The following is a 17,078-nucleotide window of genomic DNA, read 5'->3' on the forward strand; positions in this document are numbered from 1 at the left end:
AGCCTCCTGATATGAACGAAACTTTCAAGGCCCCGCTGAAATATTGATTATGATCCTGTTTTTGGGCAACTTTAAGAAGGAAAGCTATTCTGGGCTTCTTGACTTGGTTGTCCTTTATATTCAGTCTGATTTTGTCCCCCTTTAGCTAATCATTCTTCCTCAACCCTTTGAATGGTTGTCAAGTGCTCTCCTTGACTGCCATTCAAAGGGTTGAGACTCTTATAAAGCTAAAGGGTGGAAATATTCTTAGATACCCTACCTCCTTTTGATTAGATGTTGAGAACACGGCACGAAGGCAAAAACTCTACTGCGGTTAGCATTCTGATATTCGTGGGTTTTCACATTTTATCTTTCCGTATGAAGGACATTTCCACTAACTCGGAGCGTGCGTTAACCTTTGACAAGGGTAGCACAGAGGAGGCACGTGGGTTTTCCTTCCCGGTATTACTCTTTGCCTTCGAGCCCTATTCTCAGCCATCTTTTTTTATTGCATATCAACACCAAAATCATTTCTCTACAGTCTTACGACTCTTATCTCAACGAACTCTACTTAAGAGCGTTTTTATCTTCTTGAGTAACAGCCCATATAAACCCAGCCAGTTCTCTAGCTACTGCAGTGATGGCTTTTCCACTTTCTTTCCCTCTAGATAGTAACCTAAAATACTTATTGTGCAGCCTGTTTTGAGCCTTCCATGAAATGCCCTGAATGGCTGGAGAAAGTCCATTTTGTCTCTTCTTCAATTCTCCTTTCACCGCAGGCTTATATCGATAACTCCATGCAGACTCAACTAACAAACGACGAACATGACGATTTCCTGTTTTCGTAATTTCCCCCTGTTGCCTTCTGTCGCCACTAGAGTATTCACTCGGAATTAAACCTACGTAGGACATAAAGTGACCTGCGGTAGGGAATCGCCTAAAGGAACCAACTTCAGCTACTAGGCTTGTCGCAGTAATCAGTGCAATACCTCTTAATGCTTGTAACGATTGAATCATTGGGGCATGGACACCTTCGTTCGCTTGAACTTTCACCTCTTCTTCATATCTAAGGATTCGTTGTTCCAACTCTTTAATTTGATGATAATACTCTTGAAAAACAACTCGTAATGAAGAACGTTCAAATGTTAATTTGTCGAGCCAATCGCGGTATTTCTTCGTCCACTTGTTTACACCTTTAGGTGGCTTAATATCATTACGCAACAAGAATTTAGATAACCGGTGTTTGGCACGTAATTCATCTTCTTTGGCGTCTTCACGTGCTCTCACCAAATCACGAAGAGCCTCATCATCTGAATTCGGGATGTATACCGGAGTCAATTCTCCAGCTCGATATAATTGTGCAAGACGGATCGAGTCCCGCCTATCTGTTTTAATACGCTCACCTGGTTTTTGAGGAATCAAAGACGGCGCAATAACTTCACACTGTATATCTAGAGATTGAAGTAGCCTTTGAAGCGAGTAACCTGTTGGGCCTGCTTCGTAGCACATACGCAACGTGTGGGGATCTCCTATTGACTTAATTAACTTTTTAATTGCTTCAGGTGTATGAGGAATCATGCCATAATATCTCGGCAATTCTCGTCCCTCATCGGCAATTGCGACTGCAATTTTATCTTTTGACACGTCTAAACCTACAAATTTTAAGGTATCCTTCATAATAACTAGCTCCTTCCGTAATGTAGCTCTAATTTGGTTTTTGTTTTATTTAGTCAATAAACATTCTTACCAAATTAACCTACGACTTTACGTGTAAGGGGCTAGTTTCGTTCATGATAACTCGGGAAAGACGCCCTGCGGGGTCTTCAGCTGATGCTATTCCCGCTGGAGTCGCCACCTTTCACTCCATTTTTCCATTAACAAAACTACCTAATCTAAAATACCTTTAGGAAAAGCGAAATGAAGTGCGTCTATGGATTTCTTTAAAGTGTTTTTCATCATAAGATATACCTCCTTTAACCTTGTAAAGGGAAGATACCTGACAGGGTGAACCAGTAAGCTATTGTTTATCACAAACGATATAAACTTCGACCTGTGATTAGGTGTAGCCGGAATGTTCGAAGACTCCTGCGGCAGTGGGAGCCAGGCGAGACCCCGCAAGGGCTTTGCCCGAGGAGGCTTGCCGGCACCGCCGCGGAAAGCGAAGAACATTCCGGCTACACCTTTATTCAACTTATTTGCTACACTCAATCCTTTAGTTGATGGCTTATGGGGTAACTGGTTCCCGCACGGTTTTGTGAAACATTGTATAATGGGGAGGACTTTGAATGGTGGGGAGTGTGTGGGATGGGGCATACTATTGGGATTGATTTGGGTGGTACGAGTGTGAGAGTGGCTCTTGTAAGTGACCGTGGAGAGATGGAGGTTCATGAAAAGGCGCCGTCTGAGCCGGAGCGAGGCGTGGAGGCGTTTTTGAATAAGGTGTGCGCAATGGTTGAGCGTGTAAAAGGAAGTAATCCGGTTGGTGGGATTGGTTTAGGGGCGCCTGGTCCACTTGATCCGTTTAACGGGTTGATTTTGGATCCGCCGAATTTACCTGGGTGGCAGAACGTGCCGATTACTAAGCTACTCGAAGAGCGCACGGGTCTTCCTGTGACCCTTGATAATGATGCGAATGCGGCTGCTTTAGCGGAAGCGCGCTTCGGAGCGGGCCGAGGTGAGGCGAGCGTGGTGTACATAACAGTTAGTACCGGTGTTGGAGCAGGGATTGTGATTGATGGCCAGCTCTTTCTCGGTGCTCAAGGAAATGCTGGAGAAATCGGCAATATGATAGTAGAGCCCGGGGGCTATCAACACGGGGATTTGAACCCGGGAGCCTTGGAAGCGTTGGCGTCGGGTACGGCGATTGGTCGTGTAGGGCGAGAACGGCTAGGTGTAACAGGCGGGGCGATCGAGGTGTTTGAGCGTGCGGATCAAGGGGAGAAGGAAGCGGTGGAGATCATTGGTGAGGCAATCGGCTATCTCGCTATCGGCGTGGCAAATTTGTCGAACGCGTTTAACCCCAGCGTGTTCGTCTTCGGTGGCGGTGTGATGGAACAAAAGTCGGTGTTGCCACTATTGCAGGAGAAGGTCTCCGGTTTTCTTTACCCAAGCATGAAAGCCCATTTGAAGATGAAGAAAGCGGGGCTCGGAACGAATGCTGGTGTGATTGGCGCGGCGCTGCTACCTGGGGTGAAGCGTTTAAAATAGGGTGAGTGGGTACATAGTAATGAACGAGCATGAAGGAGGATATAGGATGGCAGACACAAAAACATGTAAGGAATCGTGGGTCGTGAAGACGGCTCATGTGTTTCCGAGCGATACGAATAATCATGATACCCTTTTTGGTGGGAAATTGATGAGTTTTATTGATGACGTGGCGTCTCTCTCGGCGATTCGTCATGCGCGGATGCCTGTTGTGACGGCGAGCACGGATTCGGTGGACTTTTTGACACCGATCGTCCCGTCAGATTCTGTGTGTTTGGAGTCGTTTGTGACGTGGACGGGGAAAAGTTCGATGGAAGTGTTCGTGAAAGTGGTGGCAGAGAATTTGCTGAATGGAGATCGTAGGATTGCGGCTACGGCATTCTTAAGTTTCGTGGCGTTGAACGAGGATAAACAGCCGGTACCGGTACCGAAGATCGTGCCGGAAACGGATGAGGAGAAAAAGCTGTATGAAACGGCGCCGGTTAGGCTTGAGGCGCGAAAGAAGCGTCGGCAGGAGAGTAAGGAGCTGGCTGCTCATTTGACGACGAAGCGGTTGTGGGAGCAGGGATAAAAAAAGGATGCGCGCCAGGGTTGGCACGCATCCTTTTTGTTTTTAAAGATTACTGTACGTTGATGTTAAGTTTACCTGCAGCACGTTCGCGGACTTCGTTACCAAAGTCGTCGCGGACGATGACTTCCACTTCAGCACCTGGTGCTTCTACGTTTGAGGTTGCTGTGTAGTAACCCACGTAGTAGCCAGGAGACTGTTCGCGAATTGGAAGTTCAGTTGCGTTTTGAACACCAAGGTTAGTCAGAGGCATCAAGATCACGAATGATGCGTCGAGTCCTTCTTCAGCATTGAAGCTGATTTCAACTGTTTGGCCGGGAGCCAAATCTCTGTCTTCGTCAGGCTTCAAGTTTGTGATTTCATAGTCACCGAAGTTTGCATAGATGGTCATGTTTTCAACTGTGCGGTTTCCTGCTTTGTCGATGGCAACGACGCGGATGTCGTTTGCACCTTCGTCAAGGAGGAGACGGTGGTTGAAGTTACCTTCGCCGTCAATGTCGGCACGTTGACCGTTAATGTTCACACGTTGAAGGTTCTCGTCAATCGCTTGACCTTGAACGCGAACCGTTTCTGTGTTTACGCGGTCGCCGTCAGCTGGGCTTGTCACAACAAGCTCTGGACCTTCTTGATCAAGGATGACAGTTACCGGTGCAGATTCACCAGTGCGTCCGTTTTCTGTGCTTGCAGCAGCAGTCAGAACGTTCTCACCTGAAGTAAGAGATACGTCAGTTGCAAAATGACCGTTGTCATCTGCAGTCGTGTGAGCGACTTCTTCACCGTTGTTGGAAACGTGGACGTCAACGCCAGGAGACGCTTGTCCTTCAACAGTGACACTGTCTTCGTTCGTGAATGTTCCGTCTTCAGGAGACGTGATTTCAGGAACGGTTACTTCATAGTTCACAAGGGCACGAATCATGTAGTTTCCTTCAGCTGCCGGAGCTTGGCTGAACGATCCACCTACATATTGCCAGCTACGCTCAGCGTTAGGACCGTCTTCATCGGTTCCAAGACCTGGAGCGTAAGGATTTGGTTGAGTCTGGATGTACATCATGTAGAAGTCCCCTTCTACTACAACGCCTTCACTTGAAAGGTCTACTTGCGTCCACGTACCGTCACGGTTTGCTTCAGCGTCGACCGGTCCAGCGATCATGTTTCCAGGAGCGCCGTTTGTGCCTGTTGCGTCATAAACAGCAACTTGGAACTCAGTTCCACCTGGTACAGGCCATTCAGTATCCCAGAATCGGAACAATCCGCCTGTGATAAGGGCACTGTCCTGACCGTCTTCAAGGCTCATGCGTACAGCCCATCCGTTGCCAGCGTCAAAGAATGCACGTGCGTTTTCAGCAGTACCGTCATCGTAGCCGATTTCACCAGGGAATCCGATGAATGGTGTAAGGCTGAAGTCAGCAACGGTTACTTCGTCGCCAGTGATTGATACTTCAGTTTCGTCACTGTAGAAAGAAGGAGCAAATACTTGTAACGTGTACGTTCCTTCGTAAGCGTCAATTGAGAATTCACCGTTTTCATCCGTGTGAGCAGGTGACACGCGTGGGTCTTCTTTTAATAGAAGGGTCGCGCCTTCAATTGGCTCATCTGTTGCTGCATTTGTTACTGTACCTGAAACGGTTCCGCTGTCCAACTCGTCAAGGACAAAGTGAACTTCGGTTGTTTCGTCTGCTTCTACTACAACGTCTTGGTGTTCAGTTTGGAATCCGTATGCTTCTGCGCGGACTGTGAAGTCACCAGCAGGGTGAATCATGCCGAAGCTTCCGTCAGCCGGGTTCGTTTGCACGGAACGTCCGGATTCAAGAACAGATACTGTAGCGTGAATTGGAAGTCCGCCATTGTCTTCTACTACAGGCTCTTCATTATCAGAGTTTCCGTCGCGGCCTTTGCCTTTACCTGGGTGACCGTCGCGATGTCCAGGTGGGGTGAAGGATGCGTCTTTACCTGATGGAGCAACGTGTACGGAAGGATCTGTTTGTTTTTTAGCCAAACCAGGAGCTTGGATGTTGCCGATGCCACGGTTCATTGGTGCCATCATTGTGTTCATAGAGCTAAAGCTTGTTCCAGAGTCGATGATGCCAACAGATCCACCGAAATCGTCAGTGCCTGTTGCTTCGTCTGTTAGAGAAACGTGGTCGATGTACCAGCCTGGGCGGACGATGATGAAGTCGGAGTAAGCGTTATAGCCGACAACGATGCGCTCACCAGCGTAGTCGCTCAAGTCGATGGATGCGTCAACCCACCCACCAGATTGATTGGTTACGGTGTGAAGGGTTTCCCACGTGTCCATACCGTCTGTTGAAACAACAAGGTAGCCGTAGTCGTAGTTGTTCTCAAAGTTGAACCACTCTTTGTACTCAAGGTAGAAGTCGCCTTCATCAGGAACTTGTACCGGAGGCAAGATGAGTGTAGCGTTCATGTTGTTGCCGTAGTCACCGCCAAGGTTTGTAGCGTACACGTTGTCGCCAGTGTAGGCTTCACCAGGACCGGATGTTGGCGCGCCCCACTCCCAGCTGTCGTTTTCACCAAAGCTCATCCAGCCGATTGGTGTGCTAGAGAAGTCTTGGTAATAGCCTGTGGAGATCGCTTCGTTTACAGCCACTTCGTATACTTCTGTTTCAACGGTGTTACCACCGAAGTCGTCGATCGTAAAGAAGTATTCTACTGCCGGTGCGTCAATGTCTGAGCCCGGAATAGAAACCGTGTACGTAGCGTCACGGTAGTTTCCGCTTGAGCGAGATGCGTCAAGCTCGTGCCATTCGCCGTCTTTTTCAAACGAAAGCGTTACGTCTGTGATGCTTACGTTATCTTGAACGTGAATTTCAAGTGGAAGGTTAAGACCTTCGTATGTTTCTTCTGGTGCTGTGTGCTGGTAAGTCGGAGCTTCAGTGTCTTCTCCGTCTTGAAGCACGCTACCTGTTAGGCTTCCAAGTCCGTCAAGGATACCGGCTACGGCGTCATAAGCGTTAATGATTCCGTGTCCAAATCCGTTGTTTGGTGCTTCTGGGTACTGACTGTTTGTACGTGGTGTTGCAGTTTCTTCCATGATTTCAGAGATATCGTCATGGGAAAGGTCAGAGTTTACTTGTTTGATTAAAGCTACTAAACCAGCTACGTGTGGCGATGCCATGGACGTACCATTCCAGCCGCCAGTGTATGTGGATCCTGGAGTTGATGAACGGATGTTTACACCAGGAGCACTAACATCAGGCTTCATTTCACCATAAGGAGATGGCCCTTGAGATGAGAAGCTTGCAAGGTTCATGCTTGAATCTGTCGCACCTACAGCGTAGGATTCAGGGTAATTTGCAGGAACACCGACTGTTCCAGGACCTGCAGTGTTACCAGAAGCGAAAACCGGGAAGATTCCGGCTGCTTGCCAGTTTTGTACCATCGGGCGGAACCATTCGTTCAGTCCACCTGCGCCACCCCAAGAGTTGTTTACAACGTCTGGAGCCATTTCAGGGTGAGGATTACCATCAGCGTCAGTTGGCGCTAGTACCCACTCACCACCGGCTAGGATGTTCGCTTGAGATCCGCCACCGGAAGCAGCAAGGATCTTAACTGCGATCCACTCAGCGCCAGGAGCGACACCGATTTTGTTCGTGCCGTTTGGTTCAGCACCAAGAGTTGTACCGTTTACGTGCGTTCCGTGTCCGTGATCATCATACGAAGCTTCTTGACCGTTTACAGCATCAAAGAAGTTGAACGTGTGATCAACAGAGTCGGATGCTGCATCATATCCGCGGTACTGTTCTTTTAGGGCTGGGTGATCCCACTGAACACCTGTGTCCATGTTGGCAACGACGATACCTGAACCGTCGATTCCCATATCCCATACTTCATGAGCGCCAACTTGCTCGATGTTCCACTCCACGTTTTCGTTTTGCGTTTCAGGAGTAGAAGTTGGAGCGCCTTCTGCTTTAAGGTCAGGACCGCCTGCACTTAAAATTTGGAAGGTTTCGTTTGGCGTAATTTCAGCGATCTCTGAAAATCCTTTTAAAGATTCAAGGACTTCTTTTGTCGCTGTTACTTCAAGTCCGTTAACGATGTAGAAAGATTGGAAGCTTTCTACGTTACCGGCAGCTTGTTCTTTTTCAAGGAATGCTTTAAGTTCCTTTTGGGACTCCATTTGCGCTGAGCGAAGTTCGGAAACGATCGCCGTACGCTGAGCGAGTGTTACGTCAGACGTGTTGGCGATTTGGATTTTATTGCTCGCCACGTCTGCTGCTACTTGTTCCGTGTCTACTTGGTCTTTCATTTTTACTAGGAAAGAGACGTATTTGTCTTCTTTAAACTCGTTGACTACTTTACTACTAATCTCAACAGCCGCATCTTTATTCGTTTCTTGTAAATAAGAGATCGAAGCTTGGTCTCCGGCGCTCACATTTTGGGCACCAGCATGTTGTGGTAATAATAATGGGATCATTAAAGCGAAAATCATCGTGAAGATGATCCACTGTCGCATCGTTCGTTTCCTCGGCAAATCAACCACTCCTTCTTTTTTATGAAAATGTCGGGGGACAGACCCCGCACAAAATGTTTTGGGGACAGACCCCCGAACATTTTGCGGATGGATGTTCATAAAACGTGAATGCTTGTTCTTGAGGCTTTTCCGCACGAGCTATGATGCATATGTACGGGTGGCCGCTAACACTTGATTGTCTGCTACATTGTTTTGGACTTTACGGATAGCTTTGTTGTGTGGTCGTGATGCGGGTTCCTTCGTTTCCCGTGACGGGCTCAGGGATACAAAAGGGTAGGCAACCTTAGAGGGGGGACTGCCAATCTTTTTGACCACTGAGCGCATGCACTGAAAAGGGTAGTGTGATCCTTTGTCACTGGGAGGAATGACAGAGGATGTTGACTCGTTTGTGAGCGTTCATACTATGATAGGTGATAGAATGCAGCTTGCCCGGGCCATTTTAGGTTTCGTGTCGGGTAAGTTGGTAGATCCGGAAACAAGGGACATTCATCATGTTCCATACGTAACGAACGTCTCGAACCTTTTCAGAAGTTTAAGTGGGCTTCGATCCTCCTTTCAGTAATTTGGGACTGTCTGATCTGGGAGTCTCGTGTTGTTAAACTGGATTTTATAGAACAATTTGGAATAAATCACTAGCTTTTAGCCAAAATAAGCCAAAAGAATTCTGAAAATTTGTAAAACTAGTAAAGAAGTTTGGTAAAATGTGAGATTGGTGTGGGATTTGTAGTATTTTTCCACTAAAGACTGATAATTGTAAAGATTTGGTTCGAAAGAAGTGAGGAAATATGTCGGATCAAGGAGGAGGCCTACGGTACGAAAGTATTGAGCCAAATTAGGGGTAGGGAGAGGGAAGACGTTCATGAGTCCTGGGTCTAATCTAGATAAAAGGGTCCTTACCTCATACAAGAAACAAAAGAAAGTCGAAACGATAGGAACATAGATACCCAGGGGTGGATAGACCCACGTTCACCACTTCACATGGGGTCTGACCCTATGTGAAAGCGTGCACATGGTGCGGATACTACAAAAAAAGAGCTGGGAGCGGTAAATGCGGCCGCCCCCGGCTCTAGGTCTTTTATTGTTCCTTCAAAATGAGAGATTCGTATGCTCCGACGGTTATGGACAGTTTTTCTTTCTTTACTTTTAGTGCTTCACCGTCTTTGAACATTGGTCGGAATGTTCCTTGGGCAAGTCCTTCGAGGGTCACTGTTTGCTCGTTGTCGTCTCCGTTTAGGATGACAATAAATCGGTTGGTGTCATCGGTTCGCTCATAGGCAACGGATTGTTCGCCTTTTTCAGCAGAAAGAAAGCGAAACGATCCGTCACGAAACGCGCGATAGTCTTTTCGAAGAGCGATCAATTGCTTATAGAAAGCAAACAGCTCTTTGTCCTGGCGATCTTCTTCCCACACCATTGGTTTGCGGCAATCCGGGTCGTTGCCCCCGTCCATCCCAATTTCATCTCCGTAGTAGATGCAAGGTGCACCGGTGTACGTAAGCTGGAACGTGGCGGCCAGCTTCATTCGTGCTTTATCTCCGTCCGCGATGGTTAGGAGGCGAGGGGTGTCATGGGAATCGAGCAAGTTGAACGCGACTTCGTTTGCTTGCTTTGGATAAGCGACTTGCATGGCGTCCAAACGTCCCATGAAGCTTTCAGCATCAATCGTTTTCTTAGCGAAAAATTCAAGAATGCTGTTTGTGACCGGGTAGTTCATGACCGCATCGAACTGGTCACCACCAAGCCAAGCCATGGAATTGTGCCAAATTTCACCGAGAATGTACGCTTCAGGATTGGCTTTTTTCACCACATCACGGAAGTCGCGCCAAAATGCGTGGTCGATCTCATTTGCGACATCCAAACGCCAGCCGTCCACGCCGATATCTTCTACCCAATAACGGGCCACCTCAAGAAGGTACGCTCTTACTTCACGGTTTTCTGTGTTAAGCTTTGGCATGGATGCTACGAATCCGAACGTGTCATAGTTTGGCAACGGTTCTGTTTTCACTTCGTTTTCACGAAGGTGGAACCACTTGGCAAAACGAGATTGGCGACCGTTTTTCAACACATCTTGGAACGGTGGGAAGTAGTAGCCGCTATGGTTGAAGACCGCATCGAGCATAATTTTAATGCCACGCTTGTGGGCTTCATCTACTAAGCGCTTGGCCGTTTCGTTGTCTCCAAATTGAGGGTCGACCTTTAAATAGTCAATCGTATCGTATTTATGATTTGATTTCGCTTCAAAAAACGGTGTGAAATAAATACACGTAATCCCGAGGTCTTGAAGGTAGTCGAGGTTATCGATGACTCCTTGTAAGTCGCCGCCGAAAAAGTTGTCGCGGGTCGGAACGGCATCGGCATGCCATTCTTCAACGCCCTCAGGATTCAATGATGCGTCCCCGTTGGCAAAACGTTCAGGGAAAATTTGATAAAAAACCGCATTTTTGACCCAAGCAGGAGGTGCATTTACGTCTGCAGTATTCAAGAACGGAAACTCGAACATGCCTGACGGACTCTCAAGCATACCGATCCCGGATGTAGACTGGGCGCCTTCTTCTTGAAAACCGACTTCATTGTAATAGAGCGTTTCTTTACCGCTCTCAAGTCGAAAGGCATAAGCGAAACGACGAAATTCAGGTTTCACAGCAGCTTCGTAATAATCAAATAAACGGTCGCTCGCAAATTTGTTCATTTTCGTCGTCTGAATGTAGTCCTGAGTAAAGCGGTACTTGTCGCCGTGAATTAAAAACACATTGTCCATATCGTTTCTCTTCGTTCGAAGGCGGATATGAAGGGTCTCATGGTCGTACGCATACGCATAGTGCGACTTCGGTTGGTGAAGAATAGCCTCTAATAACATCAATAGTCCCTCCTGCTAATTCCATAATTTCACACAAAATTGTGCGGGGTCAGACCCCTGTGGTACCGGTGGATATACAATGATAAAATAGTACTTTACATATTGAGTAAAAGTGAGTAATGCAAGCGTTTGCACAAGCACTTCACAAACGCTCTACTTTTTGACATTTTCAGTATAGCACGACCGTGAAAGCGTGTCCATTTCAGATTGGACAGGCCATATAAGGAGGAATAACGATGAACAACATCTTATTATTTGAACCCGTGTTAAAAGAAAAAATATGGGGCGGGAAGAAGCTTGCCGAACAGTTCGGATACGACACGCCGTCCAGCCGCACAGGAGAGTGCTGGGGGATATCTGGGCATGAAAACGGCACAAACGTTGTGGTAAACGGTCCCCACCAAGGCCAAACCTTGCGCGATCTGTGGAATAACCACCGTGACCTATTCAACAACGAACCAGGAGACGAGTTCCCCCTACTCGTAAAAATCATCGATGCCCAAGATGACTTGAGCGTCCAAGTCCACCCGGATGACACTTATGCAAAAGAGCATGAAGGCTATGCATTCGGAAAATCAGAATGCTGGTACATTCTCGATCACGAACCGGACGCTCGACTTATCCTCGGCCATAATGCAAAGAACCGCGACGAACTCCGTGGAATGGTCGACAATGGGGAGTGGGATCGCCTCTTTCGGGAAGTTCCAGTGAAGAAGGGGGACTTCTACTACGTACCAAGTGGGACCGTGCACGCCATCGGAAAGGGAATCGTCATTCTGGAAATTCAACAAAGCTCCGATATTACGTACCGTTTTTACGACTACGACCGAACAGACGATGCAGGAAACACACGGGACTTGCATATCGCCGATTCCATCGCCTGTTCCATGGTGCCCCACAAAGACGCGCGCTCGGATCAAAAGGAATGGACCGAACAAGATCTCACGGTTACACGTTTCATTGAAGAAAACTATTTCACAGTCTACCACTGGACACTAAACGGAACAGTGACCCGTGACGTGAACGAATACATGCTCGTAAGCGTCGTCGATGGAGAAGGGCAGATCACAATCGGAAACCATACCCATCAGCTTGAAAAAGGAAGCCATTTTATCATCCCGTCAACCGCAGATCGCTATGAACTCAACGGCAACATGACCCTCATGGCTGCCCATACAACAAGTTCGTAAGGGTAAAAAAAGCCGAGAGACGCATGAACGCATGATCATCAGGGCTCACGCCATCAATCAAACAAAGAACCCCTCCATTTTTCAGGTATATGATCCTGACCGAAGGAGGGGTTGTTTTAGATGGGGTTAATAGTGTGAAGGACGTTGGTGGGACATTTCCAAGAAGGAGCGGAGGATGACTTCGTCTGAGTTGATGTTTTCGATGTGCTTCGCTTCCACGCTTCGTTTAAACTCGAGGATGTCTTCTTGAAGAAAAGCCATCTGTTCTATGGCCTCACCCATTCCTTTGTTTAAGAAGGTGAGGTCTTCTTTTTTTACCATGGCACGCTCTATGTGAGCGAGTTTATGAAGGACGGATTTGAGTAAGTCCATTTCTGTAACGGTTGAGGACGATTTTAAGGCGGTTGTCATTGTTCGGCACCTGCTTCCTGTAAAGTGGAGGATTCTGTTTTTTTAAGTTGAAGGAATTGGACGTCTTCTGCGATCATGTCCATTCTGAAAATCCGTTTGTTATCACTGTTTTCGTATACTTTTGACTGCAATCGGCCCGAAACTGCGACCATCGATCCTTTGCCGCAATGTTCGGCTATCTTTTCTGCATTGTTTCGAAAGATCGTGCACGGAATAAAATCGGCGTCGTAGTTGCCGCTTTGGTTTTTGTAGCTCCTCTTCACAGCTAGTGAAAATCTTGATAGTGGCACACCATCCTTTGTGTAGACAAGTTCGGGGTCTTTAACGATTCGTCCGATTAAATTTACTTGGTTCAACATGGGGAATCACGCTCCTTAGTTTTGAAAAGCTTCTTTTAACAAACAAGACAATTTCCATTCGCGCTCGACATACGTCTGGTAATGAATATGACTTGGCACCGGAAACAGGGACGTGAGTTTTTCGGTTGAAAGTGACAATGGTGCAGGAGGGGATGGGTGTTGATCTAAAAATGTTACAGATGTTTCTCTTGTTAGTGAGTGTGCTTTTTGGCGAGTTGTTTCGAGTTTTACTTGTGATTGAATGTAGTGATAATAACTACTCCAAGGATAGTCTTCCGGATTTTTTACCATACCCGCCGCTCGCGGATTGTTATGGATGTAAGCACTCGTCTTCATTAAGGCGTGTGATGACGGGACCGGAGTTGAATAGTAGCGGTCTTGAAACAGATGACCTTTTAAGTCGTACTTTTTATTGATGTATCTGGCGTACATGGAGTTGAGCGGCTGCATCACCTTATGAGGTGGATCGCTTTTTGTTCCGATCAAGAGATGGACATGGTTGGTCATCAAGCAGAAAGCATGAAGATGAAAAGTTGAATAATGATAAGCATCATCGAGCAGTGAAACATACTTGAAGTAATCTTTTCGTTCAAAAAACAAGTTACTTCGGTGGTTTCCGCGGCAAGTAATGTGGTAGATGGCACCAGGAAACCACTGGCGGGGTTTTCGAGCCATATAGGTAGCTCCTTTAGTGGAAATTTCAATTTTTTGGGGAGAGTGAGTGGTCGAACGATCCTCCTTTACTTAAAGCATTTTTTTGCCGTACGTGAAGTTTGCCCTAGGGGATACTTCACGTACGACCGGGTGAAACGTGACGTTTGTGACGAAACAGCAAAATCCTGTGGTGCTAAAAAAATCCGCAGCAAATATGAGAAATTGGCCAAAAAAAGGTGCGCAAACTAGAGATTGGCGCGAAGATGTTCTATTCTGTTAAAACGATTTGACCAATTTCGTGCGGAGAGTGTGTTCTCATTGCACAAGTTTGCCGTTTTAAAACGAAAGGGCAAGCCTCGTCAAGGTGGTGGCGAGGGTGCAATAAGCGTTTCAGTATCATTTGAGGGTGACGAGGATTACCCTTCTATGAATACTGGTGAAAGAGGATTGGCCCGATGTGAGATATCGTTCTACAAAGTGAACAACTCGGGATCTTTAGAGGAGAAAAGACGTGAAATGGTGTCTCTTCTTGATTTCCATTTTATTCAATAATTCGGACAATTTCAAGCACTAATTTACAAAATATACAAAAATAATCCATAAAAATTGTGCGGGGACAGACCCCGCACAATTTAGATGATGTCTTCGATGTTGATGGTGCTCTGTTGGTGACGTTCGGTTTGGGTTGCTTGTTTGTGCCAAAGCATGAATGTGAGCAGCGTCCATATTTTTCTTGAATGGTCGTACTTGCCTACTCGGTGTTCTTCTAATAGAAGAAGAGCGGATTGGCTATTGAACAATGTGTCTGATGCCGGGCTTGTTAGTAGAATGTTTCGTGCCCATTCGTACAACTCGTCTTTTAACCAGACTCGGATTGGCACAGGGAATCCCAGCTTCTTTCGCTCGACAACGTGTGAAGGTACCACGTCAGCCAAGGCTTCTCGCAACCATACTTTTGTTTGAGTCCCTTGGATCTTTCCGATTGACGGGAGGGTGGAGGCTACATCAAACACGTTTTTGTCGAGAAATGGCACGCGAAGCTCTAAGGAGTGTGCCATCGTCATCTTGTCGGCTTTTGCTAGAATATCGCCTCTTAGCCATGTGTTCATATCCACATACTGCATCGTTGTGATTGGATCCCAACCTTTTTGTTTGGCGTACTCGTACAACGGAGCTGTAAAGTCGTGCGCCGTCACACCGCTATGTTCGTTAAGGTAGGCTTCTGTTTCTTCAGGGTTGAAGATACGTGCGTTCCCTACGAATCGTTTCTCAATTGGCGTTGAGCCTCTTAACAGAAAGCTTCTCCCTTTCACCCCGTGAGGCAGTTTCTGTGCGAAGGTGTGGATCTTCTTCTTCGCTTCCTCAGGTAAAAAGTCAAACAAACGCAAGGAGCCGGGCTCTCTGTAAATGTTATATCCCCCGAAAAGTTCATCTGCTCCTTCACCTGATAAGACGACTTTCGAATGTTTACTAGCTTCTTTTGCCACAAAATAAAGGGGAATCGCTGCTGGGTCGGCAACGGGCTCGTCCATGTGCCAGATAATTTTGGGCAGTTCTTTCATGACTTGTTCCGCTGTGATGGTCACGACGGTGTGGTCTAGGTCGAGATGCTCGGCGGTTTGTCTGGCTACGTCCGCTTCACTGTAGCGTGCGTCGTTAAATTCAACGGTGAACGACTTTACGTCCGGCTTCATTTGTTTGACGAGAGCCGTGATCGCGGTGGAGTCGATTCCTCCTGACAAGAAGGTGGAAACCGGTACTTCGCTACGCAGGTGAAAGGCGACGGACTCTTCGATCGTCTCTCGTATTAATGACAATGCTTCTTTTTTCGGTTGAGCGGTCGGTTGAAAATCGAGCTGAGTGAACCTTTTCATGGTTACTTTGCCTGTCTTCAACTTGGCTTCAATGATATGCCCCGGTGGAACCTTTGTAATGTCGTGATAGCTCGTGAGCGGTTCCGGAACATATTGAAAGGTTAAGTAAGCTGGTAATACTTCTTTATTTATGGACATAGGTCCCTTCAAGTTTGCGTAAATGAGACTTTTCTTCTCGGATGCAAAAAGAACGGCGTCATCGTCTTTCTTCATATATAACGGTTTGATGCCAAAAGGGTCCCGTGCACCGGTGAGGGTGCTTGTGTTTTTGTCCCAAATCAAAAAGGCGAACATCCCGCGAAAACGGGAGAAGCTTTTTTTGCCTTCGTGTATGTACGAAGCGAGAATGACCTCTGTGTCAGAGGTGGTGTTGAAGGTGACGCCTCTTTTTTTCAAGCGGTCCCTCAATTCGGGTGCGTTGTAGATTTCACCATTAAACACGATGGTGTAACGGTCTCCCTCATATTGCATCGGTTGGTGGCCGTGCTCAAGGTCAATAATGCTTAAGCGTCGGAATCCGAAACGCACTCCTGTATTTGTGAAAAAGCCACTGTCGTCTGGTCCCCGGTGAGTAATTACGTTGGTCATTTTATCGAGTGGGTATCGTTTTAATCGGTCTTGATTGGTTGAGATTATTGCTGTAAATCCGCACATAATTGTGTGAACACTCCTTTAATTTCTGTGTCACCTATGCGACTTTTGTCGAGCAGGTGAATGTTTCGTGTAACTATGTAACTTAAGAATACATGGAAAAAGTTTCATCAGGTGAATATTTTTACAAAAATGTCATATATATTGAATAAACCACACACGATATATGGTGTGTGAAAATAGCTTCGATTACCCAAAAACAACCAGGTCAAACCGCCTAGGACAATATGTCACAATATTGTGCGGGGTCAGACCCCTTTGTCGAAATTAGGCGTTCGAAAGAATTTGACTGAGGTTTTGGGCGTTGCTATATTATAAGTGTGGTCAAGCCACAAGATTTTTAATACGAAGGGAATGTGTTAGAAACATGCAAGGAAAAGTGAAATGGTTCAACGCTGAAAAAGGTTTTGGTTTTATCGAGCGCGAAGGTGGAGACGACGTATTCGTTCACTTCTCTGCGATCGAACAAGATGGGTTCAAATCTCTTGAAGAAGGTCAAGACGTTGAATTCGAAATCGTAGAAGGTGCTCGTGGCCCGCAAGCGGCGAACGTAACCAAACTGTAATGCTTCGCACTTCCCTGAAATAGAACGTGCATCAAATCATATGATTTTGTTTACGTCAGTAAGGGGTAAAATGTAAGCGAACACAATCCCGTCATGAAGCCTAAACGCTTTGTGGCGGGATTTTTCTGTGTCCATAAAAGTGTCTTTCACAGAAATACATATGTTCACAAAATTGTGCGGGGTCAGACCCCGCACAATTTTGTTAGATTGATGAATAATAAGTTGAGAGGTGAGGCGGGGAGTGGGGTGTCCACTCTCGCCCCTCTTTTCTTAT

The 17,078-nt window shown here is 46.7% G+C and carries 11 protein-coding genes; 4 read left to right on the forward strand and 7 right to left on the reverse strand.

Going from position 1 to position 17,078, the window contains the following annotated elements; translation table 11 throughout:
- Positions 1-546: 546 nt before the first annotated feature.
- Positions 547-1,656 (reverse strand): IS110 family RNA-guided transposase, encoded by a 1,110-nt coding sequence (locus G476_RS0100040; protein WP_026688301.1) that lies wholly within the window; start codon positions 1,654-1,656, stop codon positions 547-549.
- A 627-nt stretch (positions 1,657-2,283) separates the two neighbouring features.
- Here G476_RS0100040 and G476_RS0100050 point away from each other — a divergent pair.
- Together G476_RS0100050 and G476_RS0100055 are read left to right on the forward strand one after the other, a co-directional pair.
- On the forward strand, positions 2,284-3,186 hold the full coding sequence (locus tag G476_RS0100050) for an ROK family protein (RefSeq protein WP_026688303.1): 903 nt from the start codon (positions 2,284-2,286) through the stop codon (positions 3,184-3,186).
- A gap of 46 nt (positions 3,187-3,232) precedes the next feature.
- Positions 3,233-3,754 (forward strand): acyl-CoA thioesterase, encoded by a 522-nt coding sequence (locus G476_RS0100055; protein ID WP_026688304.1) that lies wholly within the window; start codon positions 3,233-3,235, stop codon positions 3,752-3,754.
- A gap of 49 nt (positions 3,755-3,803) precedes the next feature.
- On the opposite strand, the gene G476_RS0100060 is transcribed toward G476_RS0100055, so the two are convergent.
- Together G476_RS0100060 and G476_RS0100070 are read right to left on the reverse strand one after the other, a co-directional pair.
- Positions 3,804-8,252, reverse strand: a complete 4,449-nt coding sequence (locus tag G476_RS0100060) for a S8 family serine peptidase (protein ID WP_425387194.1) — start codon at positions 8,250-8,252, stop codon at positions 3,804-3,806.
- A gap of 1,066 nt (positions 8,253-9,318) precedes the next feature.
- On the reverse strand, positions 9,319-11,100 hold the full coding sequence (locus G476_RS0100070; RefSeq protein WP_026688307.1) for an alpha-glycosidase: 1,782 nt from the start codon (positions 11,098-11,100) through the stop codon (positions 9,319-9,321).
- A gap of 236 nt (positions 11,101-11,336) precedes the next feature.
- Here G476_RS0100070 and manA point away from each other — a divergent pair, with 236 nt between their 5' ends.
- On the forward strand, positions 11,337-12,290 hold the full coding sequence (manA, locus tag G476_RS0100075; protein WP_026688308.1) for a mannose-6-phosphate isomerase, class I: 954 nt from the start codon (positions 11,337-11,339) through the stop codon (positions 12,288-12,290).
- Between the two features lie 126 nt (positions 12,291-12,416).
- Here manA and G476_RS0100080 read toward each other — a convergent pair whose 3' ends face one another.
- The 4 genes from G476_RS0100080 to asnB form a co-directional block, all read right to left on the reverse strand.
- On the reverse strand, positions 12,417-12,701 hold the full coding sequence (locus tag G476_RS0100080; protein WP_026688309.1) for a hypothetical protein: 285 nt from the start codon (positions 12,699-12,701) through the stop codon (positions 12,417-12,419).
- Positions 12,698-13,060, reverse strand: a complete 363-nt coding sequence (locus G476_RS20895; protein WP_035185845.1) for a single-stranded DNA-binding protein — start codon at positions 13,058-13,060, stop codon at positions 12,698-12,700. The genes G476_RS0100080 and G476_RS20895 overlap by 4 nt, the downstream gene beginning before the upstream one ends.
- Before the next feature lie 15 nt (positions 13,061-13,075).
- The gene (locus G476_RS20900; protein ID WP_051314586.1) at positions 13,076-13,735 is read right to left on the reverse strand and encodes a transposase; all 660 of its coding nucleotides are present in this window, start codon (positions 13,733-13,735) and stop codon (positions 13,076-13,078) included.
- Positions 13,736-14,346: 611 nt separating this feature from the next.
- Positions 14,347-16,242, reverse strand: coding sequence for an asparagine synthase (glutamine-hydrolyzing) (gene asnB / locus G476_RS0100100; RefSeq protein WP_026688311.1), 1,896 nt, complete (start codon positions 16,240-16,242; stop codon positions 14,347-14,349).
- A gap of 364 nt (positions 16,243-16,606) precedes the next feature.
- Between asnB and cspD the strand changes: the two genes are divergently transcribed.
- Positions 16,607-16,804 (forward strand): cold-shock protein CspD, encoded by a 198-nt coding sequence (gene cspD / locus G476_RS0100105; RefSeq protein ID WP_026688312.1) that lies wholly within the window; start codon positions 16,607-16,609, stop codon positions 16,802-16,804.
- The last annotated feature ends 274 nt before the right edge of the window (positions 16,805-17,078 follow it).

Origin of the sequence: Alteribacter aurantiacus DSM 18675, from assembly GCF_000429705.1 — a bacterium.
Taxonomy (GTDB): domain Bacteria; phylum Bacillota; class Bacilli; order Bacillales; family Salisediminibacteriaceae; genus Alteribacter; species Alteribacter aurantiacus.

Bases quoted from the DNA above. Each gene is read 5' to 3' on its own strand.
- G476_RS0100040 (WP_026688301.1), bottom strand. From the start codon at position 1,656: ATGAAGGATACCTTAAAATTTGTAGGTTTAGACGTGTCAAAAGATAAA.
- G476_RS0100050 (WP_026688303.1), top strand. From the start codon at position 2,284: ATGGGGCATACTATTGGGATTGATTTGGGTGGTACGAGTGTGAGAGTG.
- G476_RS0100055 (WP_026688304.1), top strand. From the start codon at position 3,233: ATGGCAGACACAAAAACATGTAAGGAATCGTGGGTCGTGAAGACGGCT.
- G476_RS0100070 (WP_026688307.1), bottom strand. From the start codon at position 11,100: ATGTTATTAGAGGCTATTCTTCACCAACCGAAGTCGCACTATGCGTAT.
- manA (WP_026688308.1), top strand. From the start codon at position 11,337: ATGAACAACATCTTATTATTTGAACCCGTGTTAAAAGAAAAAATATGG.
- G476_RS0100080 (WP_026688309.1), bottom strand. From the start codon at position 12,701: ATGACAACCGCCTTAAAATCGTCCTCAACCGTTACAGAAATGGACTTA.
- G476_RS20895 (WP_035185845.1), bottom strand. From the start codon at position 13,060: ATGTTGAACCAAGTAAATTTAATCGGACGAATCGTTAAAGACCCCGAA.
- G476_RS20900 (WP_051314586.1), bottom strand. From the start codon at position 13,735: ATGGCTCGAAAACCCCGCCAGTGGTTTCCTGGTGCCATCTACCACATT.
- asnB (WP_026688311.1), bottom strand. From the start codon at position 16,242: ATGTGCGGATTTACAGCAATAATCTCAACCAATCAAGACCGATTAAAA.
- cspD (WP_026688312.1), top strand. From the start codon at position 16,607: ATGCAAGGAAAAGTGAAATGGTTCAACGCTGAAAAAGGTTTTGGTTTT.